Below are 26,989 nucleotides of genomic sequence, written 5' to 3' on the forward strand. Positions count from 1 at the left end.
TTCCTCGTCACTCAACAACTTATCGCCTGCTGCTGATAGACGCTGATGATTTCACCCGCCACCGCGACGGCAATTTCCGCCGGTAACTTGCCCTTCACATCCGCCAAACCAATCGGGCAGCGCAAACGTGCGAGGGAATCTGCCGCAATGCCTTTGCCCTCTAAGCGATAGCGAAAGCGCTGGGCTTTAGTGGCAGAACCAATCACACCGGCATAGCGAAAATCGCCCCGGCGCAAGATCGCTTCGCTGAGCGCCAGATCGAGTGGATGATCGTGCGTCATCACCACAAAATAGCTGTCGGGTGCGGCTTCCTGCACGCAATCAATCGGATCCTCAACCTGACGCACCGTCACGCCGGGCGGCACGGCGCGAAACTGCGCGGCGCGGCTATCAATCCACGTGATGCGGCACGGCAAAGTGGCAAGCAGATTCACCAGCGCCTGGCCAACATGACCTGCACCGTACACCTGGATTTCCGGCTGCTGCTGCATCAGCGGTTCAAACAGCAAAGTGGCGTGACCACCGCAGCATTGGCCGAGACGTGCAGCCAGCGCAAACTCTTCACTGCGCGGTTGAGTGCAGCGCTGCTGCAGCATCTCTCGCGCCTGAGCAATGCATTGATATTCGAGATGGCCGCCGCCAATGGTGAGAAAAGTGTCGCTGGCGCTGACCACCATCTTGCTACCGCGATCGCGCGGCACGGAGCCCCGCTCGCTGAGCACGGTAATCAGTACACAGCTTTCGCGTTTTTCCCGCAGGCTGTGCAATACGCCGATCCAGTCATGATAAATCATGTTCCGCTCCCGATAAGCGCTGAATCCCCCAGAATACCCGCTCCGGCGTGGCGGGTGCGTCCAGCTGCGGATGGCGACGATAGTTATCAACGCTGGCAACCGCATCCTGTAGCGCGCACCACACGGCGATGCCCAACATGAACGGCGGTTCGCCGACGGCTTTGGAGTGGAACACCGTGTCCTGCGGGTTTTTGCGGTTCTCAACCAGCGTGACGCGCAAATCACTGGGTACATCGCTGATCGCCGGGATTTTGTAGCTGGCCGGGCCATCGGTGAGCAATTTGCCCTTGTCGTTCCACACCAGTTCTTCGCAGGTGAGCCAGCCCATGCCCTGCACAAAACCGCCCTCAACCTGGCCGATATCAATCGCCGGATTCAGCGACGCGCCCACGTCATGCAAAATGTCGGCGCGCAGCAAACGGTATTCGCCGGTCAGCGTATCCACCAGCACTTCACAGCAGGCCGCGCCGTACGAGAAGTAATAGAACGGTTTGCCGCGTCCGGCGGCGCGATCGTAATGGATGCCCGGCACTTTGTAGAAACCGGTAGCCGACAGCGGCACCTGATTAAGCCACGCTTGCTGTGCAACCTGGGCGAAGGTGAAGTGTTTCTCGCCGACTCGCACGATTCCGTTGCTGAAATGCACCGCGTCTGCCGCGCATTGATGTTGCTGACACAGCATCTCGGTAAGGCGATCGCGCAGGATTTGTGCGGCATTTTGCGCCGCTTTGCCGTTGAGATCGGCCCCGCTGGACGCTGCGGTTGGCGAGGTGTTGGGCACTTTGCCGGTATCGGTGGCGGTCACCTGAATCTGGCTGATATCAATCTGCAGCACTTCCGCCACAATCTGCGCCACTTTGGTGTTTAAGCCCTGGCCCATTTCGGTGCCGCCGTGATTGAGCTGCACCGTGCCATCGGTGTAAATCAAAATCAGCGCGCCGGCCTGATTGAGGAAGCTGGAGGTAAAAGAGATGCCGAATTTCACCGGCGTCAGCGCCAGTCCGCGTTTCATAAAACGGTTGCTGGCGTTAAATGCGCTGATGTCACGACGCCGCGCGGCGTATTCGCTGCTGGTTTCCAATTGCTCCGTCATCTCATCCAGCAGATTGTCTTCCACCTGCTGGTGGTAATGGGTGATGTTGCGATCGGTTTTGCCGTAATAGTTACGTTTGCGTAGTTCGAGCGGATCTATTCCCACTTCGCGCGCGACGTGATCCATGATCTGCTCAATCGCCACCATGCCTTGCGGCCCGCCGAAGCCACGGTACGCGGTGTTCGAGGCGGTATGTGTGCGGCAGCGATAGCCGGTAATCAGTGCATCGCCGAGGTAATACGCGTTATCGGCGTGGAACATCGCACGATCGACAATCGATCCGCTGAGATCGAGTGAATAACCGCAGTTGCCGGCCAGATCGATCTTCACGCCGCAGAAGCGACCATTGTCATCGACGCCGACATCGTAGCGGACAAAAAACGGATGGCGTTTGCCGGTGATCTGCATATCGTCGCGGCGCGCCAGACGCATTTTTACCGGTTTTCGCAGCTGACGCGCGGCGATGGCACACAAACACGCCACGCCCGCCGCCTGCGTCTCTTTGCCGCCAAAGCCACCGCCCATGCGCCGCATATCAATGGTGACTTTGTTCATGGTGATGCCCATCACTTCCGCCACCAGTTTCTGCACTTCGGTGGGGTTTTGCGTCGAAGAGAACACCTGCAAGCTGTCATCTTCGCCGGGGATCACCAGCGCCGTCTGGGTTTCCAGATAGAAATGTTCCTGACCGCCGATGTGAAATTCGCCCTGAATACGGCGTGACGCCCGCGCCAGCGCAGCGTCAGCATCACCGCGTTGGTGAATGTGCGGCTGCTGCACAAAGAAACGCTGTTCCAGCGCTTCACGCACGTCGAGCACCGCCGGTAGCGCTTCGTACTCAACGATCGCCGCTGCGGCGCCGGCACGCGCCGCTTCTGGTGAATCAGCGGCGACGGCAATGACGATTTGACCGAAATATTCGATTGTGTCCTGCGCCAGCAGCGGATCGCCCGGTTCGAGCGGACCGACATCGTTGAGGCCCGGCACATCGCGCCACGTCAGCACGCTGACTACGCCCGGCACCGCGTAACATGGCTGCACATCCAGTTTGGTGATGCGCGCATGCGCATGCTCGCTCAGACGCGGACAGAGATGCAGCAATCCCGGCAGATCCGGCTTGTCGTCGATATACAGCGCTTCACCGGAGACATGCTTGTCGGCACTTTCATGTTTATTGCTGCGCCCGACGCCCGTTTGCATGTCGGTGGCAAACTGGGCTTTCAGCAGCGTTTCGTTCAGTTCCGGACGGTTATGAGACATAGCGCGATACCTCAGTAATGGTCAGCTCGCCAGACGCTTGTGCGTAGTAGCGGCGCAACAGATTGCGCGCCACCTGCAGGCGATAATCGGCGCTGGCGCGGAAGTCGCTTAGCGGCTGGAAATCCACACTCAGCGCGGCGCAGGCTTTTTCGATGGCGCTGAGATGCAGCGGCTGGCCCAGCAGTTGTGCTTCAGCCGCCAGCGCGCGTTTTGGCGTGGCGGCCATACCCCCAAAGGCGAGCCGCGCTTCCACAATTACCCCTTCCGCGATGTGCAGATTGATAGCGGCGAAAACCGCGGAAATATCATCATCCAGCCGTTTAGCCACTTTCCACGCCGCAAAGTTGGGTGACACCGTCACTTTGGCGATGGTGATGCTGCGAATGAATTCACCCGGCAGCAAGACCGTTTGGCGATAGGCGGTAAAGAATTGATCGAGCGGGACTTCTCGCTGCTTGTCGCCCTGCTGCAAAACCAGATGCGCATTCAGTGCCAGCAGCATCGGCGCGCAATCACCAATCGGCGATGCGTTACCAATGTTGCCGCCGAGCGTGCCCTGATTACGAATTTGCAATGAGGCAAAACGCTCCAGCATGCTGCTAAAGGCTGGAATGTGCTGTGCTAAAAACTGATAGCAATGCTGCAATGAGGCGGCAGCACCGAGATAAAGATTCATTTCATCTTCGTGGCAGACCTTCAACTCATCGACCTGCTCCAGCGCGATCAGCAGCGGCAAGCGCTGATATTGCTGAGTGATTTGCAGCGTCAGATCGGTACCGCCAGCCACCAGACGGGCTTCAGGATATTGCTGATAGAGCTCGGCGAGTTGCGCTACTGTTTTCGGCAGATAGCAGCGGCTGCCCGCGGCTTCGATGATCTGTACTTCATCGTTGCTGAGCGCCTGTAAACGCTGTACTAGTGCGGGTGCATTGGCGCTGAAGGCATCTGCATCAGGTTGTTCACACGCCTGCTGCGCCGCATCCATGATCGGACGATAGCCGGTGCAACGACATAAATTACCCGCCAGCGCCTGTTCCGCCTGATGTCGATCCCAGCCAGCGCTGTTTTTCTGCAGAGTAAACAGCGACATCACGAAACCCGGCGTGCAGTAGCCGCATTGCGAGCCGTGGCAATCCACCATCGCTTGCTGCACGCTGTGCAGTTCGCGGCCCTGTTTGAGATCTTCCACGGTAATCAGTTGCTTGCCTTGCAGGCTGCTGACCAGCGTTAAACAGCTATTCACCGCCTGATACTGCATCTGTCCATCCACCACTTTACCGAGTGTGACGGTGCAGGCACCGCAATCGCCAGACGCGCAGCCCTCTTTGGTGCCGCGACGCTGCTGCTGGCCGCGCAGGTAGTTAAGCACGGTGAGATTAGGATCAAGCTCACGTTCGGTGATTAAACGATCGTTGAGTAAGAACTGGATCATGCGATTTGTTCCTCACTTTCGCGTTGCCAAACCGGCTTGCCGCTCACCCAGGTTTGCGCGATGTTGCGGTCGTCGCCAAGCGTCATCATTACAAACAGCCGCTCCCAGATGTCTTTGCTGTTGGCATTGCGCAGCTTCTGCAGCGGCGACACCGCCGCATCGAGTACCACGAAATCGGCCTCTTTGCCGGGATTGAAGTTGCCGATAACGTCATCCAGGTCGAGCGCGTGCGCGCCGCCTAAGGTGGCGTGATAAAACGCTTCGCAAGCGCTGAGTTTGTATTGCTGTAGCTGGCCGACTTTGTAGGCTTCGCCCAGCGTTTGCAGCAGATTAAAGGTGGTGCCTGCGCCCACGTCGGTGCCAATGCCCATGCGCACGCCCTGCTGCCAGCAGCGTTTGATGTTGAATAATCCGCTGCCGAGGAACAGGTTTGAGGTCGGGCAGAAGGCAATTGATGAATCGGTGTCATGCAGGCATTGCCACTCTTGATCTTCCAGATGCAGGCAGTGCGCGAACACGCTGCGTTTGCCGGTAAGTTGGTGATGATGATAAACATCGAGATAACCTGCGCGCTCCGGGAATAATGCTTTTACCCAAGCGATCTCCTGCTGGTTTTCACTTAGGTGCGTGTGCATCCAGACATCAGGAAACTCCTCGCGCAGCTGGCGCACTGTATCCAGTAATTCCGGCGACGAGGTCGGAGCAAAGCGCGGCGTGAGCGCATAGCTCAGGCGACCGCGCTGATGCCAGCGCTCAATCAGTTCACGCGAGTGCTGATAACTCTCTTCCGGCGTTTCGGTCAGGTATTCCGGCGCGTTGCGATCCATCATCACTTTGCCCGCGATCAGTCGCATATCCAGCTGCTGCGCGGCGCTGAACAGCGAGTCGACCGACTGCTTATGCACGGTGCCGAACACCAGCGCGGTGGTGGTGCCGTTCGACAGCAGCTGGTGCAGGAAGAACGCCGACATTTTTGCCGCGTGATCGGGACAGTGATATTGGCTCTCCACCGGGAAGGTATATTGGTTGAGCCACTCCAGCAGCTGTTCGCCAAAGGCGCCGATCATCTCGGTTTGCGGGTAATGAATATGGGTATCGATAAAGCCGGGCACGATCAGTTTGCCGCGCAGATCGGTGACGCGCGTGGGATCAACGCGCCCTTCCGCGATTTGCCAGCTTTCGAGGCTGACCACTTTGCCGTCACGCAGCGTTAACAAGCCATCTTCGAGATAGCGCGCATTGGCAGCGATGTCGTCTGGCTGCGCGGCCAGAGCGGTGAAATCAAAGAAGCTGGCGCGCAGCAGCGTTTCGGGTGCGTAAGGCATAATGGTTCCTTGGTGCTTTTTTATGAGTGCAGGTGATTGCCTTAAAGATAGTTTGCAAAGCGCATGCCAATGCAAAGAACAAAAAATACTGTTTACTTTCAATATAATAGGTTGTTCCGATGCGTTTTTGTGTCAAGCTTGACGAGCAAACGTATGCGCAACCGGTTGCCTGCTATCGCAAACGGTTGCGATTTAACATTGCGGCGAGTTTTACTGCGCATGGCGTGATTATCGCCTGTTGGGATGCGTCTTTGTGGTGCGCCATTGCACTCGTAATGTGCAGGAAAAATCCTGCAACACGCTGCTTTGGGTTTTCATGAGCATGGGTTCGAGGTTAATGCTAAGGTGTGGCTGATAACCTGAAATCGTTTAAGGAACAGTGAGATGATTATTTTTGTTACTGGCGCAACTGCTGGTTTTGGTCAAAGTATCACCCGCCGCTTCATTGCTACAGGTCACAAAGTGATCGCCAGCGGACGTCGCGCTGAGCGTTTAAAAGAGCTGAAAGTTGAGTTGGGCGACAATCTGTATACCGTTCAGCTGGACGTGCGTAATCGCGCCGCCATCGATGAAGCGATCGCCTCCCTGCCCGCTGAATGGCGCAATATTGATGTGCTGGTTAATAATGCTGGCCTGGCGTTGGGTGTGGAACCGGCGCACAAAGCCAATATCGAAGACTGGGAAAATATGATCGACACCAACAATAAAGGTTTGGTGTATATGACGCGTGCGGTGCTGCCTGCAATGGTTGAGCGCAATGTTGGTCATATCGTGAATATCGGTTCGATTGCCGGTAGCTGGCCTTATTTGGGTGGCAACGTGTATGGCGCGACCAAAGCGTTCGTGCGCCAGTTCAGCCTGAATCTGCGTACCGACCTGCACGGCACCGCGCTGCGCGTGACCGATATCGAGCCAGGTTTGGTGGGCGGAACCGAGTTCTCAAACGTGCGCTTTAAGGGCGATGACGATAAAGCGGGCCAGGTTTATGAAGGCACCACCGCGCTGACGGCGGAAGATGTCACCGAAGCGGTGTATTGGGTGACGACGCTGCCGAAGCACGTCAACATCAATACGCTGGAGATTATGCCGGTGACGCAAACCACCGCGGGACTGAAGGTGCATAAAGGTTAATCGCGGTTACACGCTGTTTGATCGAAATACCCGGGGCGACCATCCTGTGAGGCGCTCCGGCGGCTTTTGCCGCGACGACCGCATCGGGATGTTTCCCCTGATCTCGCACGCCGGTGTGGCCGATGATTACGCGCGGCCCCAACCGGTTACGATAATCAACATGCCGCTCAAGGCGACCAGCGCGCCGACCCAATCCCACGTACTCAGTTTTACGCCATCCACCACGCGCAGCCAGATTAGCGCCGTCAGCACATATACGCCGCCATAGGCCGCATAAACGCGCCCGCTCGCGGCGGGATGCAACGTCAACAACCAGACAAATAGCGCCAGACTTGCCGCGGCTGGCACCAGCAGCCACGCAGTCATGCCCTTCTTCAACCATAGCCACGGCAGGAAACAGCCAACAATTTCCGCTATCGCAGTGATAAAAAACAGCAAGGCGGTTTTGACCAGCATAGAAAATCTCTCGCTAAGCTAAACAAAGCGCTCACCGCTGGTGAGCAAAGAAGCAGCGATGATATACTAGCGGCCATGGTTGTTACAGCCGCGATCCCGGCTGTGCTGGTGTTAACTGAAGGAAATGACGATGAAAAAACTGTTTTCCGCCCTGCTGGCTACCGTGGTGACGTCGAGCCTGTTAATGGCTGCGCCCATCGCTGCGGCCAAAACCGATCGCCTGATTATTGAAGATGGCAGCAGCGCCTCCAGTAATGAAGCCGCGCGCCAGAGCAAAGAGCAGTGGAACGATACCAAAAACCTGCGTAATAAGGTCAATACGCGCGTTGAGAAAGAGTTCGATAAAGCGGACAAAGCCTTTGATACCCGCGATTCCTGCGAAAAGAGCTACAACGTTAACGCCTATTGGGAACCGAATACGCTGCGCTGCCTCGACCGCCGCACCGGACGTCCAATTGCACCTTAATCGTTTATCACTGCTATAGTTTTGACAGGATTTCTGACCAAAGGAGTGAATGATGAAAAAACGTAATGCAGTTCTGCTGATGGCGATGTTGTCGCTGCCGGTATTGGCGCAAGCTTCTTGTGAAAGCGTCAAAGCGGACATCAGCAAAAAAATCATTAACAACGGCGTCGCCGAATCGGATTTCACGCTGGATATCGTGGCCAATGATCAAGCCGATCAGGTCGGCGGCCAGGTTGTGGGTCATTGTGAGAACGACACACAGAAAATCGTCTACAAGAAAAATGGCCGTGATGGTGACAGCACTGTGCCAGACAGCGCGGGCAGCTCTCAGGACACGCCAGCGCAGTAAACTTTCGGGCGGCTCTCTGGCCGCCCTGCTTTTACTCCACTTCCGGCCTTTGCCGCGGCATTATCCACGCCACCCACAACGTTAGCAGCGCAATCAGCAACGACACTACAAACACCCAATGTAAAGAACTGGCGATTTGTCCGGTCCAGTCATGCAATGTCGCCTCCGACAGCGCCTGACGGCTTTCAGGCGACATGATTTTCTGCATCGGATCGTCGGCCTGCGGCAGACGCAGCGACAAATTGAGGTTCAGCACCGCGCCCAATAACGCGGTACCAATCGCCGACCCGATCATGCGGCTGAACATGATTGAGGCGGTGCAAATGCCGCGAATATCGTAATGCGCATGGTTCTGTACCGATACCAGAAACGTGGTGCTGGTCATGCCCATGCCGGTGCCAATCACAAAGGCGGTGAATCCGGCCTGCACGATTGAGCTGTCGCTGTGCAGTAGCAGCAGCAACGCGCTGCCCGCAATCAGCAGCAGCGCGCCCAACTGCGCGGTGAAGCGATAGGAGGTGATAAGCATCAACCTACCGCTCAATGTACTGGCCAGCGGCCAGCCAATCGACATCATCGCCAGTGCGCTGCCGGCCTGCAGCGGCGTGCCGCCGGTGATGCCCTGAATCCAGGTTGGTAGAAAGGCGCTGATGCCCATCATACTGGCACCGATGATCAGGTTGCCGATGTTGCCAGCGACGATAAGCCGGCTGCGCCAGATTTCCAGCGGGAACAGCGGCGCATCAGCACGCTGTTCATGCTGTTTTAAACGCCAGGCAGCAATGACCGCCAGCAGCAGGAACGGCACCAGCCAGAAACCGAGCACTTCTGCCTGTAACAGCGCGACCAGCAACGCCGTTACGCAGATCATCAGCCAGCAGCTGCCGGTGAGATTGAGCGTGGTGGCCTGATTTTGTTCGCGCGATGGAAGAAAACGCGCCAGCAGCAGTATGGCGATGGCGCCAATCGGCACGTTGACCCAGAAAATCACCGACCAGCTAAAGTGCTGCACCAGCCACGCGCCGCTCAGCGGACCAATGATTGCCGCCACGCCCCAGACGCTGGAGAGCCAGCCCTGGACGTTGGCGCGTTCGCGCGGCGAATAGACGTCCGCCACAATGGTGGACGTTAGCGGCATAATCGCCCCGGCACCTAACCCCTGAAAAGCGCGAAACAGGATCAGCCACGCCATGCTGTGGGCAAATCCGCACAGAATCGATCCCAGTAAAAATAGCGAAACACCGATAAACAATAGCCGTTTGCGGCCCCACATATCTGCCAGTCGGCCATACAGCGGCACGCTGACGGCTTGCGTCAGTAGATAGATTGAAAATACCCAGCCAAACTGCGAAAAGCCGCCAAGATCGGCAATAATGGTCGGCATGGCGGTGGCCACGATGGTGACTTCAATCGCCGCCATAAACATAGCGAGCATGCAGCCGATAAGAATCCAGTGGCGATGTTCCGTGTTCAATTCTGCAGTTTCAGTCATACGTCTCCTTAATTTCTAACAAGGCTAGCTCAAAATTCGCCAGACCAGTTTCCTCTGCGTGCGACCTATCTGTGACGACGTCACTTATTTCGATGAATATTTTTTATTGTCGGATGATGCCTTATTCCACGCGGGTTAGATGGCGTTTTTTATTATTTCTATCTGTCTGATTTTGCCGCAAAAACTAGCGCTTATCGACAAGCATTGCTATAGGTCTAAGCGGTGCTTTCCAGATATTCACTGAAAAAGCATCTGATAACAGTCATTTTAACTGCAATTTAACGGGGTGAAGGATTTTCGTATGTGTGCGTTTTAACACTGCGCCGCCATCCTGGGAATGACATTACCTATCGAACGATTTCTTGAATCAGGGAGACACTGGCTATGCAAAATGCATCGCTCGCCCGCCGCGCTGGGCTGGCTCTGCTCGCGATTGTTGCGGTGCTTGCCCTGCTGGTTTGGGGGCTGGGGCTGAACACGCTGCGCGACCGGCGGGAAGATTTGGTTTATCTCGGGCAGCAGCATCTGTTTTTGGTGTTTTGGTCAATGTTCTTTGCGCTGCTGGTAGGCATTCCCAGCGGCATCCTGCTTAGCCGTCCATTTGCCCGTCGCTGGGCAGAATACGTGATGCAAATTTTCAACGTGGGTAACACGCTGCCACCGCTGGCGGTATTGGCGCTCGCGATGGTGATTGTCGGTATCGGCGATCGTCCCGCGCTGATTGCTCTGTTCCTCGCCTCGCTGCTGCCGATTGTGCGTAATACTTTTGCCGGTTTAAGCGCGGTACCGCCGTCGCTGATTGAAGCCGCCAACGGTATAGGTATGACGAAGTTTCAGCGTTTGCGTCAGGTGGAAATTCCCAATGCGCTGCCGGTGATTCTGGCAGGCGTGCGCATCGCCACGGCGATTAACGTCGGTACCGCGCCATTGGCGTTCCTGATCGGTGCCAGCAGTTTTGGTGAGCTGATTTTCCCCGGCATCTACCTCAACGACTTCCCTACGCTGATCCTCGGCGCTGTGGCCACCGCACTGGTTGCGCTGGTGCTCGACATGCTGCTCGCGGCATTGGGACGTTATCTCAGCCCGCACTCTGCGGCTTAACACGAGGAGTTTTGTGATGGCCACTGCCAATAAGCTGGCGCGCTGGGTTAAACGTACTGCGCTGGCACTCACCGCGACGCTGGCAATCAGCCAAAGCGCCGCGGCTGCAACACCGATTACCATGGCAACTAAGAGCTTTACGGAGCAGCACATCCTCTCCGCGATGACGGTGATTTGGCTGCAGAAGAAAGGTTTTCAGGTGATTCCCAAGACTAACATCGCCACCACCATTGGTCGTAACGCGATGATTAATAAACAGATTGATATGACATGGGAATACACCGGTACTTCGCTGATCATCTTTAACCACATCAATAAGCCGATGTCGACCGAAGACGCGTACAAAACGGTAAAACAGCTGGATGCGAAGTTAGGGCTGGTGTGGCTCAATCCTGCACCGATGAACAATACCTATGCGTTTGCCATGCAACGCGATCGTGCGGAGAAAGAAGGCATCAACACCATGTCGCAACTGGTGGCGAAGCTGGAAGAGGTACGCAAGAACGATCCGGATCATAACTGGAAACTGGGTTTGGACCTGGAATTCTCGGGCCGCTCCGATGGTCTTAAGCCACTGCAGAAAGCCTACAACATGCCGCTCGATCGTCCGCAGATTCGCCAGATGGATCCCGGCTTGGTTTACAACGCGATTCGCGATGGCTTTGTTGATGCCGGTTTGATCTACACCACCGATGGCCGCGTGAAAGGGTTCGAACTCAAAGTGTTAGAAGATGATAAGCACTTCTTCCCAAGTTACAACGTCACGCCCGTAGTGCGTCAGGATGTGCTCGAGAGCCATCCGGGTTTGGATACGGCGCTTAATCAGCTTTCCGCGTTGATTAATGACGAAGCGATCACCGAGATGAATAAGCGTGTCGATATTGATCATCAGTCGCCGCAACAGGTGGCGCGTGATTTCCTTCAATCCAAGAACATGCTGTAAGGAGGCGCTGTGGATACCTTGCATTACATCATGAATAACTGGCACACCTTGATAACGCTCACCTGGCAACACACATGGCTGGTGCTGGTGGCAGTCGGTTTCGCCATTATCGTTGGCGTACCGCTGGGCATTTTGATTGTGCGCTTTAAGTGGCTGGCCACGCCGGTGCTCGGCATCGCCACCATTGTGTTAACCATTCCCACCATCGCGTTGTTTGGTTTGATGATTCCATTGTTTTCTATGATCGGTCAGGGCATTGGCGCCCTTCCCGCTATCACCGCCGTGTTCCTCTACTCGCTGCTGCCGATTGTGCGTAACACCCACACCGCGCTGGAGAATTTGTCTCCCGGACTGCGTGAAGCCGGTCGCGGGATTGGCATGACCTTCTGGCAGCGTCTGCGCTGGGTTGAAATTCCGATGGCGCTGCCAGTGATTTTTGGCGGTATTCGTACAGCGGTGGTGATGAACGTCGGCGTGATGGCGATTGCCGCCGTAATTGGTGCGGGCGGTTTGGGCCTGCAACTGCTCGACGGGATCAGCGGCAGCGATGTGCGCATGTTGATTGCCGGTGCCTTAATGATTTGTTTGCTCGCGATTGTGCTTGATTGGCTGCTGCACCGTTTGCAGTCGGCGCTGACTCCTAAGGGGATTCGATAATGATAAAACTGGAAAACCTGACGAAAACCTTTACGCAAAAGAACGGCACATCACTCAATGCCGTGGACAACGTCAGCCTTGAAGTGCCTGCCGGGGAGATGTGCGTGCTGCTCGGGCCATCGGGTTGTGGCAAAACAACCACCCTGAAAATGATTAACCGTTTGATTCCTTCATCAAGCGGCAGGATTTTGATCAACGGTGAAGACACCAGCGGACAAGATACCGTCACCCTGCGCCGCAATATTGGCTATGTCATCCAGCAGATTGGTCTGTTCCCAAACATGACCATCGAGGAGAACATTACCGTGGTGCCACGCATGTTGGGTTGGGATAAGAAGCGCTGCCGTGAACGCGCCACGGAATTGATGAGCATGGTGGCGCTCGATCCGACCAAGTTCCTGCATCGCTATCCGCGCGAAATGTCCGGCGGTCAACAGCAGCGTATTGGCGTGATTCGCGCGCTGGCTGCGGATCCACCGGTATTGCTGATGGATGAACCTTTCGGTGCGGTCGACCCAATCAACCGTGAAGTGATTCAGAACGAATTCCTTGAGATGCAGCGCCAGTTAAAGAAGACCGTGATGCTGGTTAGCCATGATATTGATGAAGCGCTGAAGCTCGGCGACCGCATTGCGGTGTTTGGTCAGGGGAAAATTGTGCAGTGCGCCAGCCCGGATGAGCTGTTAGCCAAACCGGCGAACGACTTTGTTGGCTCCTTTGTCGGTCAGGACCGTACGCTGAAACGTTTGTTGCTGGTGCAGGCCGGCGATGTCACCGATCAGCAGCCCACCATCACCGTGCAGCGTAATACGCCACTGCAGGAGGCCTTCGCCACCATGGACGATAACGATATGCGTTCGGTGACGGTAGTTGATGAAGATGGCAAGCCACTGGGATTTGTGAAGCGGCGTGAAGCGCGCGGCGCCACTGGCCGCTGCGAAGAGATGCTGCATACCTTTAAAGTGACCGGCAAAGCGGAAGAAAACCTACGCGTGGTGCTGTCGAAGCTGTATGAGCACAACACGGTGTGGATGCCGATCGTCGATGAGGAAGGTCGTTATAGCGGCGAGATATCGCAGGATTACATTGCCGATTATCTCAGTTCTGGACGTACGCGCCGTCGGTTGAATCCATAAACCGCACAATGCCTGAAACGCAGGAAGAGGCGGCAGAGGAGTAAAGTGTCCCGCGCCATGGATGGCGCGGGCCAAGCCCCAGGGATGGTTTATGGCGTCTTTACGATCTGCCGCCTCTTCTTGCGTATGCACCCTGCACGTTAGTGCGACTCTTCAGCCGTTTTTGCCGCCATTGCATCGCTGCGCTCAGAAGGCAGCACGACATTCAGAATAATCGCCAGTATCCCGCCGGTAGTCACTGCGTGACCAAACAGGTTGCTAATCAGCGTCGGGAACTGTTTCAGCACCTCAGGTACCGCTTCGACGCCCAAACCGATACCAAACGACACGGCAACAATCAGCATCTCGCGACGGCCAAGTGGCGTTTGCGTCATCACGCGGATGCCGGCCGCCACCACGCTCCCAAACATCACGATGGTCGCGCCACCCAGTACCGGCGGTGGAATCTGCTGCAGCATATAGCCAATCGCCGGGAACATACCGAGCAGCACCAGCATTACGCCGATCACCATGCCAACATAACGGCTGGCAACGCCGGTCATTTGGATGACGCCATTATTTTGCGCAAAAGTGGTGTTGGGAAAGGCAGAGAACAGGGCGGCAAGCAAACAGCTGATGCCATCAGCGAAAATACCGCCCTGCATGCGGCGCTCAAACGCTTCGCCTTCAATCGGCTGCTGCGACAACATGCAGTTCGCCGTGAGGTCGCCCACCGCTTCAATCACGGCTATCACCGATACCAGCGCGATGGGAATAAAGATGGTCCAGTCAAAGGCAAAACCAAAACGGAACAGCGCCGGCATTACCAGCCACGGCGTATCATCCATTGGCTTAAGGGTGAGATGGCCGGTTAACGCTGCGGCGATACAGCCCGCAGCAATGCCGGCCACCACCGCAACCAGCCGCGTCCAGCGATTTTGCGAACGGTTAAGTACGATAATCACCAGCAGCGTCAAGGCACCGAGCGCCAGATTGCCGGGCGCGCCAAAATCGTTGGCGTTATGGCCGCCAGCCCAATCGGTGATGCTGACTTTGATCAGGCTGATACCAATTAAGGTAATAACGGTGCCGGTAACCACCGGCGTCAACACTTTGCGTAATGGCGCGATGCAGCGGCTGATCAACATCGGAATCATCGCCGCTACTAAGTTGCAGCCAAAGATCATCGCCATGATCTCTTCTGGCGATCCGCCGCGCGCTTTGACCATCAATCCGCCCGACAGAATCACCCCGAGAAAGGCAAAGCTGGTGCCCTGCAGGCAGATCATGCCTGCGCCAATGCCCATAAAGCGGCGCGCCTGCAGGAAAGTACCGAGACCGGAAACGAGCAGCGACATGCTGATCAGATAAGGGATCCATGCCTGTAATCCCAACACGGAACCAATAATCAGCGGCGGCGTAATGATGCCCACTACGCTGGCCAGCACATGTTGCAGTGCGGCACAAAATGCAGGCAATGGACCGATGCGGTCATTCAGCCCATACAACAAACCTTTCTCATCTGATTGCGACATACAGGTGCTCCGGCAAGATATTCATCAGAGCTGCTGATGCATGAATCACGCCAGAACAAGGGGTTTATTAAAATTTGCAAGTAAGATATTGAATATTATGGCAATTAATTCAGTAAAGAGGAGGGCTGAATCTGAAATCTTAGATTCAGCCATTGATCATTTGCGGCTTTTTGTTTCATCAAGCCGCAGGCTTTGCACTGTTGTCGTGCGTAATATTTTCATCGAGCAGTGAAATATCCAGATAACCACTCAGTTCCCGCTGTTCTGCGCGCGGCAGATAAGGCAACTCGCCTAGTAAAGGTGCGCCTAGCTTTTCTCTCAAAACATCAATAATTTCAGCGTAATGCGCCAGGCCGGGATTAATACGGTTGGCTACCCAACCCACGAGTCGCAATCCATCCTGCGCAATCGCCTCGGCGGTCAGTAAAGCGTGGCTGATGCAACCTTCTTTAATGCCGACTACCAACACAACGGGTAAATGTTCCTGCCGCACCCAGTGGGACAAAGGCTGTAAGTCGTTCATTAAACTGCGCCAGCCGCCGGTGCCTTCCACCACCACGCGCGCGGCGCGCTGCTGCAAATCGTTTAGACTGCGACTGAGCAACGGATAATCTATACGCTGCGACGCGCTGGTGCTGATTTCATCCTCTTGTAAGGCGATAGGGTTGACGGCGGAATAATCGAGAGCGAGACCTGAAGCCTGCTGTAATAACAGGGCATCTTTATTACGTAAGCCTTCAGTTGTGAGTTGCGCGCTTTTGGCGACAGGTTTGAAGCCTGCGGCGCACAGATTCGCCTTGGCAAAGCATTGCAATAACGCGCGTGATACCACGGTTTTACCCACCGCGGTGTCGGTACCGGTGACAAAAAGCGTTTTCACCATTCTCCTCCTTCATTAAAGCGATGTGTAACGTGCGAAGGAGGCAGTTTAAGGAAATGTTTTCACGGGCAGATTGCGTTAGGACAAACTTAAGGTGAGCTGTAATTATCCCTGCAACAGTTTTACCAATAAATGGCCGCTATAGAGCGCGTCTTTTATCAGTGCGGCGCCGCCAAAGGTGCCGGGATCGCTGAAAGCCGTTGGTGTGAGCTGGATTTCACTGCTATATGCGGGCAAGGCTTGTTGTCGAATGGTACTGCTCACCGCAGGGAACAGCACATCGGCGGCCTGATTCAGCGGCGAACCGATAAGGATTTGTTGAGGATTAAAGATGTTTACCATCATCGCCAGCATACGGCCAATATGGTGTCCGACGCCCGCAATCACATCACGCGCCAGGCGATCGCCCTGCTGCGCGGCTGCGCATAAGCTCTCAATCGTCAACGGCGTCTGATGCAATACACTGTCCGGCTGCGACGGCAAACGCTGGGCGGTGAGAGTAAGCAGGCTTCCGATGCTGGCGACGGTTTCCAGACAGCCATTATTGCCGCAATAACACTGCTGGCCGTAAGGATCGATTTGCGTATGACCAATTTCCACCAGCGTACGACCATTTTTGTGCAGCAGTTGTCCGCCGCTGATCACGCCCGCGCCGACGGTTTCATCAATCACAATCTGAATCACATGTTGCGCGCCACTGGATGCGCCAAACAGCGCTTCGGCTAACGTCCAGGCGGAAATATCATGCTGCACGAACACCGGCAGACCGGTGCGCTGCGCCAGCGTTTCTCCCAGCGGCATATCCTGCACGTCATAACCCGGCATACGATGGACCACGCCAGAAGCGGCGTTGATCAATCCTGGCAAGGTAATGGCGATGGCGGTCAAACGCTCCAGCTTGCTTTGGTGGCGAATAAAGAAGTCATTCACTGTCTCGTGCAAGGTTTGCAGCAGTGGTTTGTCGGCGCTGGCGTGCAGCGGCAGGCGATCTTCCTGCAGCGCGCGGCTGCTGAGATCGCGCAGCGTCAGCGTAATAAATCCGGGCTGAATGCGCACGGCGAGATAGTGCCAGGCGAGCGTATCGAGGATCAAACCAATCGCGGGACGACCGCGACTGCCCGGCTCCTGAAATTCAGTTTCCTGAACCAGATGGGCATCGAGCATTTCACGCACGATTTTGGTAATGCTGGCGGGTGCTAACTGGGCACGTTTAGAAAGCTCAATACGCGAAATCGGGCCGTAAAGGTCAATCAGTCGGTAAACCACACCTGCGTTGGTCTGTTTTATCTGATCAATATGACCAGGTTGACTGTACAGATTCACGCCCAGCTCCCATTATTTTCGCGCTTCTAAATAAACAGCAGCTATGGTGATGCAGATTGACCAGCAGCGTCAAATATTTGATTAGAAATGTGATTTATCGCACATAAAGTTTGGGCCCTCATTCAACTGCGGACTCAATTCTCTGCATTTTGCAGCATCAGCGACATCATATTGGTCATTTGCGCCGTAGGTTCTCGCGTCGCTGACCAGACCAGCCAAACTTCAGAAATCGCGTCGCTCTCCTGCAACGGGATCCACACCACATCAGCCAGACGTGCACGGCTGAATGACGCCGGCAGAATCGACACGCCGAGTCCGGTCGCCACCAGACCAAGGATGGTCATCGCCTCGCCCACTTCCTGCGTAATAAAAGGTTTGATTTGATAGCGATGCAGCAGCGCCAGGATTTCACCGTACAACGCAGTGCCGCCTTGCGGATCGAAAAATACGAACGGCTCGTTGGCTAATGCCTGAATGGAAATCGACTCTGCATCGGCCAGCGGATGCGCCCAATGCACTACCGCGCATAGCGGCTCACGCAGTAACACGCGGTGCTGCAGATCGCTGGGCAGCGGCGTATTGCGCATCACACCAAGATCGAGTCGAGCATCATGAAGTGGCGCAAGCTGCTGCCGCGTGTTGTTCTCCTGCATCTGAATGTGTACTTCTGGCCAACGCTGGCGGAATTGGTACAGCGCGTCAGAAACCAGACCGGTAAACGGCGCTGAGGAGGTAAAGCCGATGCGCAACTCGCCCTCCTGCCCGCTATGCACGCGTGCGGCGCGGCGGGCGGCCTGTTCGACCTGTAACAAAATGGCACGCGCATCCTGCAAAAACAGCGCGCCGGCGGGCGTGATCTGTACGCTGCGATTGGTGCGGGTAAACAGCTGCGCGCCAATTTCCTGCTCCAGCTGCTGAATCTGCTGGCTTAGCGGCGGTTGCGAAATATTCAGGCGCTGCGCGGCGCGGCCAAAATGCAACTCCTCCGCGACGGCAATGAAATAGCGTAAATGACGCAACTCAACATTCATATTTTAAACGTCTCATTTGAGATTATTAATATATTGTACAACCTATTCGCCCTTTCCTACAGTAACGCCATGATTGTTCAAACGAGGATGTTCCGTGAGTCGCTCTTCTCAGGCGGTGATACTCGATGAAGACGAGTTGTCCGTAAAGCCTGCTCCAGCTGCAACCCCTTCAGAATGGATTGAACGCGGATCGCCGCAGTTTATGCGCGTTACGCTGGCGCTGTTCTCTGCCGGTCTTGCCACTTTCGCCCTGCTGTATTGCGTGCAGCCCATTTTGCCGGTGTTATCGCAACAGTTTGGTGTTTCTCCAGCGCAAAGCAGTATTTCTCTCTCGCTATCGACCGGCTTAATGGCATTGGGATTGCTGTTTACCGGGCCGCTGTCGGATGCGATTGGGCGTAAATCGGTGATGGTTACCGCGCTGTTGCTCGCCGCTATCTGTACCTTGATTTCCGCCACCATGAGCAGCTGGCAGGGGATTTTGCTGATGCGCGCGCTGATTGGCTTATCGCTGAGCGGGGTAGCGGCGGTTGGCATGACCTATCTGAGTGAAGAGATTCATCCACGCGTTATCGCCTTTTCCATGGGGCTGTACATCAGTGGTAACTCAATTGGCGGTATGAGCGGACGTCTGTTGACGGGCGTATTGACCGATTTCTTCTCGTGGCGCGTTGCGGTGGGCGTGATTGGCTGTTTCGCGTTGGCGGGCGCGCTGATGTTTTGGAAAATCCTGCCTGCGTCGCGTCATTTCCGTCCAGCTTCGCTGCGTCCGCGTAGTTTGCTGATCAACTTCCGTTTGCACTGGCGCGATAAAGGATTACCGCTGCTGTTCGCTGAGGGCTTCCTGCTGATGGGCGCGTTCGTCACGCTGTTCAACTACATCGGCTATCGCCTGCTGAGTGCGCCCTGGTCGCTGAGCCAGGCGGTGGTGGGATTGCTGTCGGTGGTCTATCTGACCGGCTCCTGGAGTTCACCGAAAGCCGGCGCGGTGACCAGCCGCTTTGGACGCGGTCCGGTGATGATTGGCGCAACTGCGATTATGCTGACGGGATTGCTGCTGACGGCGTTTAACTCACTGTGGCTGATTTTACCCGGCATGATGTTGTTCACCGCCGGATTCTTTGCGGCGCACTCTGTTGCCAGCGGCTGGATTGGCCCGCGTGCGCGTCGGGCTAAAGGCCAGGCATCGTCACTCTATCTGTTTAGCTATTACGTTGGATCCAGCGTGGCGGGTACATTGGGCGGCGTGTTCTGGCACAGCTATGGCTGGATGGGCGTTACGGCATTCATTAGCTTGCTATTATTAATGGCTTTGCTGGTCGGCTGGCGATTGCAGTGCCGGAAACTGTAATACCTTTCATCTGTTAAACGGGGCTAATGCGCCCCGTTCTCTCATCAAGTCCACGCCATCCGGTGATCTCACAGTCCCAGATAAAACAAAACGGCCATTCGTCGCTATAATTCATTCCATTCCAACAATAGTTAGACTTTTATTATTTCACAGCAATGAGGACGATAGATGGGACTCTATTATTACGTCGATAAGCATGCCGGCTATAACGACAACCATGTAGTACACGCAACGGGATGCCCGTACCTACCCGCCGATGAGGCACGCCGTTTCCTTGGGACTTTCTACACGCCAAATGCCGCCATTCAGCAAGCGCGTAAATTTTATGCCAGCGCGCTGGGCTGCGAGCACTGCTGTCCGGTGGGGTTAAAAAAAAACATGACAACTCAAAATAGTGTGGCACTAAAACACATGGTGCGACTCTGATAATCATGATGTGAGAGTGGTCAGCAGACCTAACTCTTTTGTTAAGCAGCACTGCGGCGTTTCATAATAACTATAAATTTAAGTGTAATAATAACTGGACCTTAAGGCGCTCAAGGTGGCGTCAGGTCCAGTTGCCTCTTTCTCCCCCGTTGTTAATCTTGCTCGCTCTCGTATTGATGACAGAAAGCGTAAAAACCTCAGGCTATTAATTACGCCACTCTTGATAAAAAATATTCAGTAATAAAAGCCCGACAAACGGTTTCCCTCCGCTCATTAATGCTCCACAATAGCGGCAATTTGTGACTCCGGTCACTTTCTGGGGTGCTTTTTGCCCTTTCATTTGCCGTCTGACTGATTTGAACTCCATGCAATCTACTACTGTTTCCCGTAAAACGGCCTGGCTACGCGTTGTACTGCTGGCTATTGCTGCTTTTGTCTTTAACACCACAGAATTCGTGCCTGTCGGTCTGCTGTCGGATATCGCCGCCAGCTATGACATGAAGACTGCCGATGTTGGCATTATGCTGACCATCTACGCGTGGGTTGTCGCGCTATTGTCACTGCCGTTGATGCTGTTAACGCGCAATATTGAGCGTCGCCTGCTGTTGGCGGTGTTGTTCATTGTGTTTGTTGCCAGCCATGTGCTCTCGTCTTTGGCATGGGATTTCACCTCACTGGTTATCTCGCGCATCGGTATTGCCTTAGCGCACGCCGTGTTCTGGTCAATTACCGCTTCGCTGGCCATTCGCGTGGCGCCTGCAGGCAAGAAAACTCAGGCGTTGAGTATGCTGGCAACCGGTACCGCGCTGGCGATGGTGCTGGGCGTGCCGATTGGGCGTATCGTCGGTCAATATCTTGGCTGGCGCACTACTTTCGGCATGATCGGCTTGTCTGCTTTGGTGTTGCTGATTTTGCTGATGCGCATACTGCCGCGTCTACCGAGCGAGCACACGGGTTCACTGAGCAGCGTTCCGATGCTATTCCGCCGTCCGGCGCTGGTGGCAATGTACGTTCTGGTTACCGTGGTGGTGACGGCGCATTACACCGCTTACAGCTACATCGAACCGTTTATGCAGGTGGTGGCTAATGCCGATGATAATTTCACCACGCTGCTGTTACTGCTGTTTGGATCAGCGGGTATTCTCGGCAGCGTGCTGTTTAGTACGCTGGGCAATAGATTCCCTTCTGCGATGCTGATCGCTGCAATTGCGATGATCACACTAAGCATGGGCTTGCTGGTGTTTGCCGCAGTACGTCCCGCTGCAATCACCGTGTTGTGCATCGTTTGGGGCATGGCAATGATGATGATTGGTCTGGCGATGCAGGTGCGCGTTTTGGCGCTGGCACCGGATGCCACCGACGTCGCGATGTCGCTGTTCTCGGGTATCTACAACATCGGTATCGGCGCGGGTGCGCTGCTGGGTAATCAGGTCAGTTTGCATATGCAAATGTCGGATGTCGGTAACGTCGGCGGCATTATTGGCCTCGCCGCACTGTTCTGGTGTATCGCTATCTTCCGCCGCTATCCTCAGCTGCGTTCTAACGGATAAGAAAAAAGGCTTCAGAAGGTTATCTTCTGAAGCCTTTTATTCACTTCCTGCGGAATGCTTAATTGCCCTCCGCTCAATTCTCTTAGTTATAAATTACTGCTGTGCCATTTAGCTTGTTGTTGCCAGAGGTCGAAGTGATGCGGAATGACTTTGCTCCGGCAGCACTGGCCTTTTCCGCTAGCTGATTCTCCAGCGATGTCAGGTTAGTGCTACCTGATGCGCTAACCACACCAATCTGTTGTTGGTTCAACGGCGCTTCGTTTACTAAGTCTGCAGCCATGCTACCAAACGCGATTGAAGACAATGCTACAGCGGCCAAAGTCAGTTTGATGCTTTTCATAATTTTGCTCTCTTAAACGGGTGAATTGGGGTCGGTCGCGATTAAGTTAACAACCGTTAATTAAATGCTACTGCCGAATGGACCCGCGCGTCAATCATTTTATTAACGATCATTATTTTAATCGGAAGTGGCGTGATTATGGGCTTCCCAGCCCTTTTTGACTTATCCATTTGGGTGCTTTCGCAAGCAAAAAGCACAAACGGGCAAAGACGATAGACTCATTCCGGGCTGCGCTTGCATATTTATTTAATGATCGGTAATTTAATGGGGTGTTTCTACGCTTTGAGGTGCCCAATGACAGAAGTTATCGATGTGGTGAACAGGAAAACGCGCGGCCGTCCGAAAGTGTTTGATCGCAACGATGCCCTGGACAAGGCATTGATGTTGTTCTGGGCGCATGGCTATGAAGGCACTTCGCTATCCGATTTGGTTAACGCTACCGGCGCTAAGGCCCCAACCCTTTATGCTGAGTTTGAAAATAAAGAAGGGTTATTCCGTGCGGCGATGCAGCGATACATTGAAACGTTCAGCGCACAACGCAACGCCGTGCTAAATGATGATGCTTTAGACGTGAAAACGGCCATTGAAGCCTATTTTCGCGCAACCGCCGCATGCTTCACCGCATGTGATAAGCCTGCTGGCTGTTTCTTTATTTGTACCTCGAGCGCGCTCTCTTCCGGCTCAGAAGAAGTGGCGCAAATGCTGGCTCAACAGCATCACGCGCAGGAATCAGCGTTAAAAGCATTTCTTGATACCCGGCAGCAGCGCGGCGAGTTACCGCAATGTGCCAATAGTGCAAGGTTAGCCCGCTACCTGGCGTGTTTACTGCAGGGAATGTCGGTGCGTGCGCGTGAAGGCGCTAATCGTGAGGACCTTGACCAGATCGTGGATACGCAGATGGCAATCTGGCCCGCTCTGGCGGGATATTGTGAATTGAGCACCAAATAAAATTCAGGCCGACTTCCGTGTCGGCCTAAAATTATTGCCTCCGTACAAATACTGAGGTGAGCGAGCGTTAAGGCAGGAAAAACATCGGTTTCAACGCTGCACTCACCGGACTATTATCCGGATTCGATGGCATTAAATCCTTCATCGATGCCCACCAGCGCTGACACACTTCCGTTTTTGCCACTGCTTCCCAGCGCGCTTCAGACTCAATTTCCACGCTGGCAAACAGCAGATTGCGTTCAGCATCCAGCCAGATAGCGTAATTGTGCGCGCCATGCGCTTTTAGCGTCTCAGCCAGCTCCGGCCAAATTGGCGTATGACGGCGCAGATACTCATCGTGGCAGTGTGCATGCACCTGCATCACAAAGGCTTTACGCAACATCGCTGCGCTCCGCCTGCAGCGCGGCTTGCCACGGCTTAACGTTGAAGCGTTCACCCAGCGCGATCAGCTGCTCAGTAGTGATGCTTTGACGAATACCGCCCATTGACAGCGCTTTTACCACCACTTCGGAGGATTTCTCCGCCGTATCGATCAGGCCGAAAGTCTCGTCGAGGTTTGGACCCGCGCCAAAGATGCCGTGGAACGGCCACATCACAATGCTGTGATTTGCCATTGCGTCTGCCGTTGCCTGACCAATTCCATCGGTACCGGGCACCATCCACGGCAGAATACCTACGCCATCCGGGAACACCACCAGACATTCGGTGCTGCCTTCCCACAACAGGCGTGTGAAGCGTGCGGAATCCAGATCGACCACATAGCTCAGCGCCATAAAGTTGGTGGCGTGGCAATGCATGATGACGCGATCAACGCCGTTTGAGACCTGCTTGCGCACGCTGTGCGACTGGAAGTGAGCTGCCAACTCTGATGTTGGCAGGCCGCCGTTACTCAAACCCCAATGGATTTTGTATGACAAGCCTTTGTCATCCACCTGAAGCAGCGCCAGACAGTCGGCCGGGTCGAGCTGAACGTTACGGAAAAACTTACCCGACCCGGTGACCAGGAACCAATCATTGGCCAGTGCTGGAGCAGGTTTGGTTAGCTCAATACAGCGCGGCTCGGCATAGAAATCACCGGCGAAATCTTTAACTTCTTCCGGCAGTAAACGTAAGCTGACGTTGCCGCCATTACGCTCATCCCAGCCCTTCAACCACATGTCGCTGGTCGCTTTAACCATTCCCTGAACAAAAGCGGAAGAGAGAATATTTTGCATGGTGTGTCCCTTAACGTTGACGCAGTGTTTGTTGTTCATAATGACGGACTTCGCTCAGCCAGCTGGCATCAGCAGGGACATCGTGGCGCAGACACCAGGCTTCCCACACCGCTTGCCACGGCAACGATTTTTGTTCTTCCAGCATCGCCAGGCGGCCGGTGTAATCCCCTTCGCTCTCCAGCTTGCGTAACTGGTCGGTAGGTTCCAGCAGAGCACGCAGCAGCGCTTTTTTGGCATTGCGTGTCCCAATTACCCACGCCGCGATGCGGTTGATCGACGCATCGAAGAAGTCGAGACCGATGTGCACCTTGTCGAACAATTTGTGGCGCGCGATCTCGGTAGCGATGGCCTGGGTTTCATCGTCGAGAATCACCACGTGATCGCTGTCCCAGCGCACCGGACGGCTTACGTGCAGCAGCAGGCGCGGCACATAGAGCATGGCCGTGGAAATTTTGTCGGAAATCACTTCGGTTGGATGGAAGTGGCCGGCGTCCAGAGTCAACGCGGTCTGGCGGCTGCTGGCATACCCCAGGCAGAACTCATTGGAACCCACGGTGTAGCTCTCTGCGCCAATGCCAAACAGTTTGCTCTCTACCGCATCAATGTGGTGCGCAGGATTGAGTTTTTCACTGATCACTTCATCAAGCGCACTCGCCAGGCGTTGACGCGGTCCTAAACGATCGACGGTGAGATCTTTCATTCCGTCCGGCACCCAGATATTCATGACGGATGCGGTACCCAGATGCTCACCAAAGTGTGCAGAGATACGACGGCTGGCCTTGCAGTGTTCAATCCAGAACTGACGAATCCCTTTGTCGGCGTGTGACAACGTAAAGCCATCGGCGCTCAGCGGATGGGAGAAACAGCTTGGATTAAAATCGAGGCCCAACTTGTGCGTTTTGGCCCATTCCACCCAGTTGCTGAAGTGTTTCGGTTCAATCGCATCACGATCGACCGGCTTATCGCTCTCCAGATAAATCGCATGCAGGTTGAGGCGTTTAGCACCCGGAATGAGTGACATCGCTTTTTCAACATCAGAGCGCAGCTCATCAGCATTACGGGCGCGTCCCGGATAGTTGCCGGTAGCCTGAATACCGCCGGTCAGTTCACCGTTCGGATTTTCGAAGCCGCGCACGTCATCACCTTGCCAGCAGTGCATCGAGACCGGAATGCCATCCAGCTGCGCCATTACCTTTTCCACATCTACACCTATGGCGGCGTAACGTTGTTTGGCCAGTTCGAAGGCCTGTTCAATCAGCTTAGTCATATGCAAGTTCCTTAGCAGGTTGGCTGAGCGCGGCAAAGCGTGCCTGATGGGCAGCGAAGGCGCTGTTGTTCAACGGTTCAAATTTTTCTAACGGGAAGTTTTGGCTAATGCAGCGGCGTAAATCGCTGACGTCACGCAGTTCGCCCAAAGCAATGAGCTGGCAGCCGACGTTGCCGAGCGTCGAGGCTTCAATCGGCCCCGCCAATACCGGCAGCTGGCAGGCATCGGCACACAATTGATTTAACAGCGGGTTCTGACTGCCGCCGCCCACCACATGCAGTTGACGCAGCGGTGCCGCGCGCAATGTGCCAAGTTCGCCAATCACCTGGCGATAGAGCAAGGCCAGACTGTCGAAGATGGTGCGAGCCAGCGCAGCCGGCGTCTGCGGTACGGGCATGTTCTGTTCGGCGCAGGCGTTTTGAATCTCCTGAACCATGCTGTCTGGATTGATAAAACGGCTGTGATTGGGGTTAACCAGCGCACGACAGGCGGGCTCTTTTGCGGCTTCTTTGATCAGCGAACAGAGATCGGTAATTTGCAGCTCAGTGCAGACACGTTGCAGCAGCCACAAACCCATAATGTTTTTCAGAACGCGGTAGCCTTCTGCTCCACCTTCATTGGTTACGTTGGCATTGAGCGCCGCCGTGCTGACACAAGGCTGCAAGCTCTCAATCCCCATCAGTGACCAGGTTCCCGAGCTGAGATAAGCGGCATCATCCTGCATTAACGGGGTGGCCAAAACCGCGCTCGCCGTATCGTGAGTCGCAACCGCGATCACCGGAATGTGGTTGCCGCTGGCGCTGGTCCAGTAACCGACAGTGTTACTTGGCGATGTTGGTTTGCCGAACCACTTAGCTGGCACGCCAGCCCACGCAAGCAAATCGCTGTCCCATTCGCCGCTGTGAATATTAAGCAGTTGTGTGGTGGTGGCGTTGGTGTATTCCCAGTTCATCTGGCCGGTAAGGCGATAGTGCAGATAGTCAGGAATCATCAGCGCATACTGCACTTTTTCCTGCCAATCTGGCTGCTGCTGATGCAGTGCGTGCAGTTGATAAAGGGTGTTGAACGGCAAGAATTGAATGCCGGTGCGCTGATAGATTGCTCCTTTGCCGAGATCGTTAATGGCCTGAGCCATGTGCCCTTCTGTACGCTTATCGCGATAACTTACCGCCTCGCCGACGCGTTCACCGTTGGCATCCAGCAACACCAAATCAACGCCCCAGGTATCGATGCCAATGCTGTCCGGCACAATGCCTTCATCATCAAGCTGGGCCAGCCCTAAACGAATCTCTTGCTCCAGTCGCTCCAAATCCCAACAATCATAATCTGCACGGCGCACACGCTGATTGGTGAAGCGACGCACTTCGCGCAGGCTGATCTGCTGATTCGCTGAACTCCATTGTGCGAGCATCACGCGCCCGCTGGATGCGCCTAAATCAATGGCAACAATGTTACGCATACTCATGGCGTGTTCTTCCTGTAATGAGATGACTACAGATTAGAAATCTCC

General features: G+C 54.9%; 26 protein-coding genes. 11 read left to right on the forward strand and 15 right to left on the reverse strand.

What is annotated here, in order from left to right:
- Positions 1 to 11: 11 nt before the first annotated feature.
- From xdhC to guaD, 4 genes are read right to left on the reverse strand one after another with little or no spacing between them, the layout of a single operon-like run.
- Positions 12 to 794, reverse strand: coding sequence for a xanthine dehydrogenase accessory protein XdhC (xdhC, locus tag AAF463_RS09575; protein ID WP_350261956.1), 783 nt, complete (start codon positions 792 to 794; stop codon positions 12 to 14).
- Positions 781 to 3,147, reverse strand: coding sequence for a xanthine dehydrogenase molybdopterin binding subunit (xdhB, locus tag AAF463_RS09580; protein WP_350261957.1), 2,367 nt, complete (start codon positions 3,145 to 3,147; stop codon positions 781 to 783). Before xdhB ends, xdhC begins: the two co-directional genes overlap by 14 nt.
- Positions 3,137 to 4,579: a xanthine dehydrogenase small subunit gene (gene xdhA / locus AAF463_RS09585; protein WP_350261958.1), complete on the reverse strand. Its 1,443-nt coding sequence runs from the start codon at positions 4,577 to 4,579 to the stop codon at positions 3,137 to 3,139. The genes xdhB and xdhA overlap by 11 nt, the downstream gene beginning before the upstream one ends.
- The gene (gene guaD, locus AAF463_RS09590; RefSeq protein WP_350261959.1) at positions 4,576 to 5,904 is read right to left on the reverse strand and encodes a guanine deaminase; all 1,329 of its coding nucleotides are present in this window, start codon (positions 5,902 to 5,904) and stop codon (positions 4,576 to 4,578) included. The genes xdhA and guaD overlap by 4 nt, the downstream gene beginning before the upstream one ends.
- 384 nt (positions 5,905 to 6,288) lie before the next feature.
- On the opposite strand from guaD, the gene ydfG reads away from it, so the two are divergent.
- Entirely contained in the window at positions 6,289 to 7,035 is a 747-nt protein-coding gene (gene ydfG, locus AAF463_RS09595) for a bifunctional NADP-dependent 3-hydroxy acid dehydrogenase/3-hydroxypropionate dehydrogenase YdfG (protein WP_350261960.1), read from the forward strand.
- A 126-nt stretch (positions 7,036 to 7,161) separates the two neighbouring features.
- Here ydfG and AAF463_RS09600 read toward each other — a convergent pair whose 3' ends face one another.
- Entirely contained in the window at positions 7,162 to 7,491 is a 330-nt protein-coding gene (locus AAF463_RS09600; protein WP_192233901.1) for a YnfA family protein, read from the reverse strand.
- A gap of 130 nt (positions 7,492 to 7,621) precedes the next feature.
- Here AAF463_RS09600 and AAF463_RS09605 point away from each other — a divergent pair, with 130 nt between their 5' ends.
- A complete protein-coding gene (locus AAF463_RS09605) occupies positions 7,622 to 7,957 on the forward strand; it encodes a DUF1283 family protein (RefSeq protein WP_101764357.1) in 336 nt (111 codons plus the stop codon).
- Between the two features lie 52 nt (positions 7,958 to 8,009).
- The gene (locus AAF463_RS09610) at positions 8,010 to 8,306 is read left to right on the forward strand and encodes a DUF1161 domain-containing protein (protein WP_110866185.1); all 297 of its coding nucleotides are present in this window, start codon (positions 8,010 to 8,012) and stop codon (positions 8,304 to 8,306) included.
- A gap of 31 nt (positions 8,307 to 8,337) precedes the next feature.
- Here the strand turns inward: AAF463_RS09610 and AAF463_RS09615 are convergent, their stop codons facing one another.
- Entirely contained in the window at positions 8,338 to 9,798 is a 1,461-nt protein-coding gene (locus AAF463_RS09615; protein ID WP_217546583.1) for an MDR family MFS transporter, read from the reverse strand.
- 384 nt (positions 9,799 to 10,182) lie between these two features.
- Between AAF463_RS09615 and AAF463_RS09620 the strand changes: the two genes are divergently transcribed.
- Genes AAF463_RS09620 through osmV form a run of 4 tightly spaced genes read left to right on the forward strand, consistent with a single transcriptional unit; the run spans position 10,183 to position 13,635 of the window.
- Positions 10,183 to 10,899 carry an ABC transporter permease gene (locus AAF463_RS09620; RefSeq protein WP_222182139.1) on the forward strand — a complete coding sequence of 239 codons (717 nt, stop codon included), beginning with the start codon at positions 10,183 to 10,185 and terminating at the stop codon, positions 10,897 to 10,899.
- Positions 10,900 to 10,915: 16 nt separating this feature from the next.
- On the forward strand, positions 10,916 to 11,842 hold the full coding sequence (locus tag AAF463_RS09625; RefSeq protein WP_008108905.1) for a glycine betaine ABC transporter substrate-binding protein: 927 nt from the start codon (positions 10,916 to 10,918) through the stop codon (positions 11,840 to 11,842).
- Positions 11,843 to 11,851: 9 nt separating this feature from the next.
- On the forward strand, positions 11,852 to 12,499 hold the full coding sequence (osmW, locus tag AAF463_RS09630; protein WP_210080689.1) for an osmoprotectant ABC transporter permease OsmW: 648 nt from the start codon (positions 11,852 to 11,854) through the stop codon (positions 12,497 to 12,499).
- A complete protein-coding gene (gene osmV, locus AAF463_RS09635; protein WP_101764353.1) occupies positions 12,499 to 13,635 on the forward strand; it encodes an osmoprotectant ABC transporter ATP-binding protein OsmV in 1,137 nt (378 codons plus the stop codon). Before osmW ends, osmV begins: the two co-directional genes overlap by 1 nt.
- 140 nt (positions 13,636 to 13,775) lie before the next feature.
- Here osmV and AAF463_RS09640 read toward each other — a convergent pair whose 3' ends face one another.
- From AAF463_RS09640 to AAF463_RS09655, 4 genes are all read right to left on the reverse strand, one after another.
- Entirely contained in the window at positions 13,776 to 15,149 is a 1,374-nt protein-coding gene (locus tag AAF463_RS09640) for a nucleobase:cation symporter-2 family protein (protein WP_350261961.1), read from the reverse strand.
- 178 nt (positions 15,150 to 15,327) lie between these two features.
- The gene (gene bioD, locus AAF463_RS09645; RefSeq protein ID WP_350261962.1) at positions 15,328 to 16,032 is read right to left on the reverse strand and encodes a dethiobiotin synthase; all 705 of its coding nucleotides are present in this window, start codon (positions 16,030 to 16,032) and stop codon (positions 15,328 to 15,330) included.
- A gap of 102 nt (positions 16,033 to 16,134) precedes the next feature.
- Positions 16,135 to 17,352, reverse strand: coding sequence for an ROK family protein (locus tag AAF463_RS09650; protein ID WP_137385823.1), 1,218 nt, complete (start codon positions 17,350 to 17,352; stop codon positions 16,135 to 16,137).
- 134 nt (positions 17,353 to 17,486) lie between these two features.
- The gene (locus tag AAF463_RS09655; RefSeq protein ID WP_222233407.1) at positions 17,487 to 18,383 is read right to left on the reverse strand and encodes a LysR family transcriptional regulator; all 897 of its coding nucleotides are present in this window, start codon (positions 18,381 to 18,383) and stop codon (positions 17,487 to 17,489) included.
- Positions 18,384 to 18,477: 94 nt separating this feature from the next.
- On the opposite strand from AAF463_RS09655, the gene AAF463_RS09660 reads away from it, so the two are divergent.
- From AAF463_RS09660 to AAF463_RS09670, 3 genes are all read left to right on the forward strand, one after another.
- Positions 18,478 to 19,734: an MFS transporter gene (locus AAF463_RS09660; protein WP_222233406.1), complete on the forward strand. Its 1,257-nt coding sequence runs from the start codon at positions 18,478 to 18,480 to the stop codon at positions 19,732 to 19,734.
- Positions 19,735 to 19,902: 168 nt separating this feature from the next.
- Positions 19,903 to 20,160: a hypothetical protein gene (locus tag AAF463_RS09665; RefSeq protein WP_101764347.1), complete on the forward strand. Its 258-nt coding sequence runs from the start codon at positions 19,903 to 19,905 to the stop codon at positions 20,158 to 20,160.
- Between the two features lie 365 nt (positions 20,161 to 20,525).
- On the forward strand, positions 20,526 to 21,710 hold the full coding sequence (locus AAF463_RS09670) for a sugar transporter (protein WP_101764346.1): 1,185 nt from the start codon (positions 20,526 to 20,528) through the stop codon (positions 21,708 to 21,710).
- An 82-nt stretch (positions 21,711 to 21,792) separates the two neighbouring features.
- On the opposite strand, the gene AAF463_RS09675 is transcribed toward AAF463_RS09670, so the two are convergent.
- Complete coding sequence (locus AAF463_RS09675; RefSeq protein WP_101764345.1) at positions 21,793 to 22,050, reverse strand: YdgH/BhsA/McbA-like domain containing protein; 258 nt, start codon at positions 22,048 to 22,050, stop codon at positions 21,793 to 21,795.
- A gap of 294 nt (positions 22,051 to 22,344) precedes the next feature.
- On the opposite strand from AAF463_RS09675, the gene AAF463_RS09680 reads away from it, so the two are divergent.
- On the forward strand, positions 22,345 to 22,998 hold the full coding sequence (locus AAF463_RS09680) for a TetR/AcrR family transcriptional regulator (RefSeq protein ID WP_192411802.1): 654 nt from the start codon (positions 22,345 to 22,347) through the stop codon (positions 22,996 to 22,998).
- A gap of 67 nt (positions 22,999 to 23,065) precedes the next feature.
- Here the strand turns inward: AAF463_RS09680 and rhaM are convergent, their stop codons facing one another.
- The 4 genes from rhaM to rhaB are packed head-to-tail and all read right to left on the reverse strand — an operon-like array spanning position 23,066 to position 26,944.
- Positions 23,066 to 23,380 carry an L-rhamnose mutarotase gene (gene rhaM / locus AAF463_RS09685; protein WP_008108878.1) on the reverse strand — a complete coding sequence of 105 codons (315 nt, stop codon included), beginning with the start codon at positions 23,378 to 23,380 and terminating at the stop codon, positions 23,066 to 23,068.
- Positions 23,370 to 24,212: a rhamnulose-1-phosphate aldolase gene (gene rhaD, locus AAF463_RS09690; protein ID WP_110866196.1), complete on the reverse strand. Its 843-nt coding sequence runs from the start codon at positions 24,210 to 24,212 to the stop codon at positions 23,370 to 23,372. Before rhaD ends, rhaM begins: the two co-directional genes overlap by 11 nt.
- Positions 24,213 to 24,222: 10 nt before the next feature.
- A complete protein-coding gene (locus AAF463_RS09695) occupies positions 24,223 to 25,479 on the reverse strand; it encodes an L-rhamnose isomerase (protein ID WP_350261963.1) in 1,257 nt (418 codons plus the stop codon).
- A complete protein-coding gene (gene rhaB / locus AAF463_RS09700) occupies positions 25,472 to 26,944 on the reverse strand; it encodes a rhamnulokinase (protein ID WP_350261964.1) in 1,473 nt (490 codons plus the stop codon). Before rhaB ends, AAF463_RS09695 begins: the two co-directional genes overlap by 8 nt.
- Positions 26,945 to 26,989 lie beyond the last annotated feature (45 nt).

It is taken from the genome of Pantoea sp. BJ2 (assembly GCF_040255075.1).
Lineage (GTDB): Bacteria > Pseudomonadota > Gammaproteobacteria > Enterobacterales > Enterobacteriaceae > Pantoea > Pantoea leporis.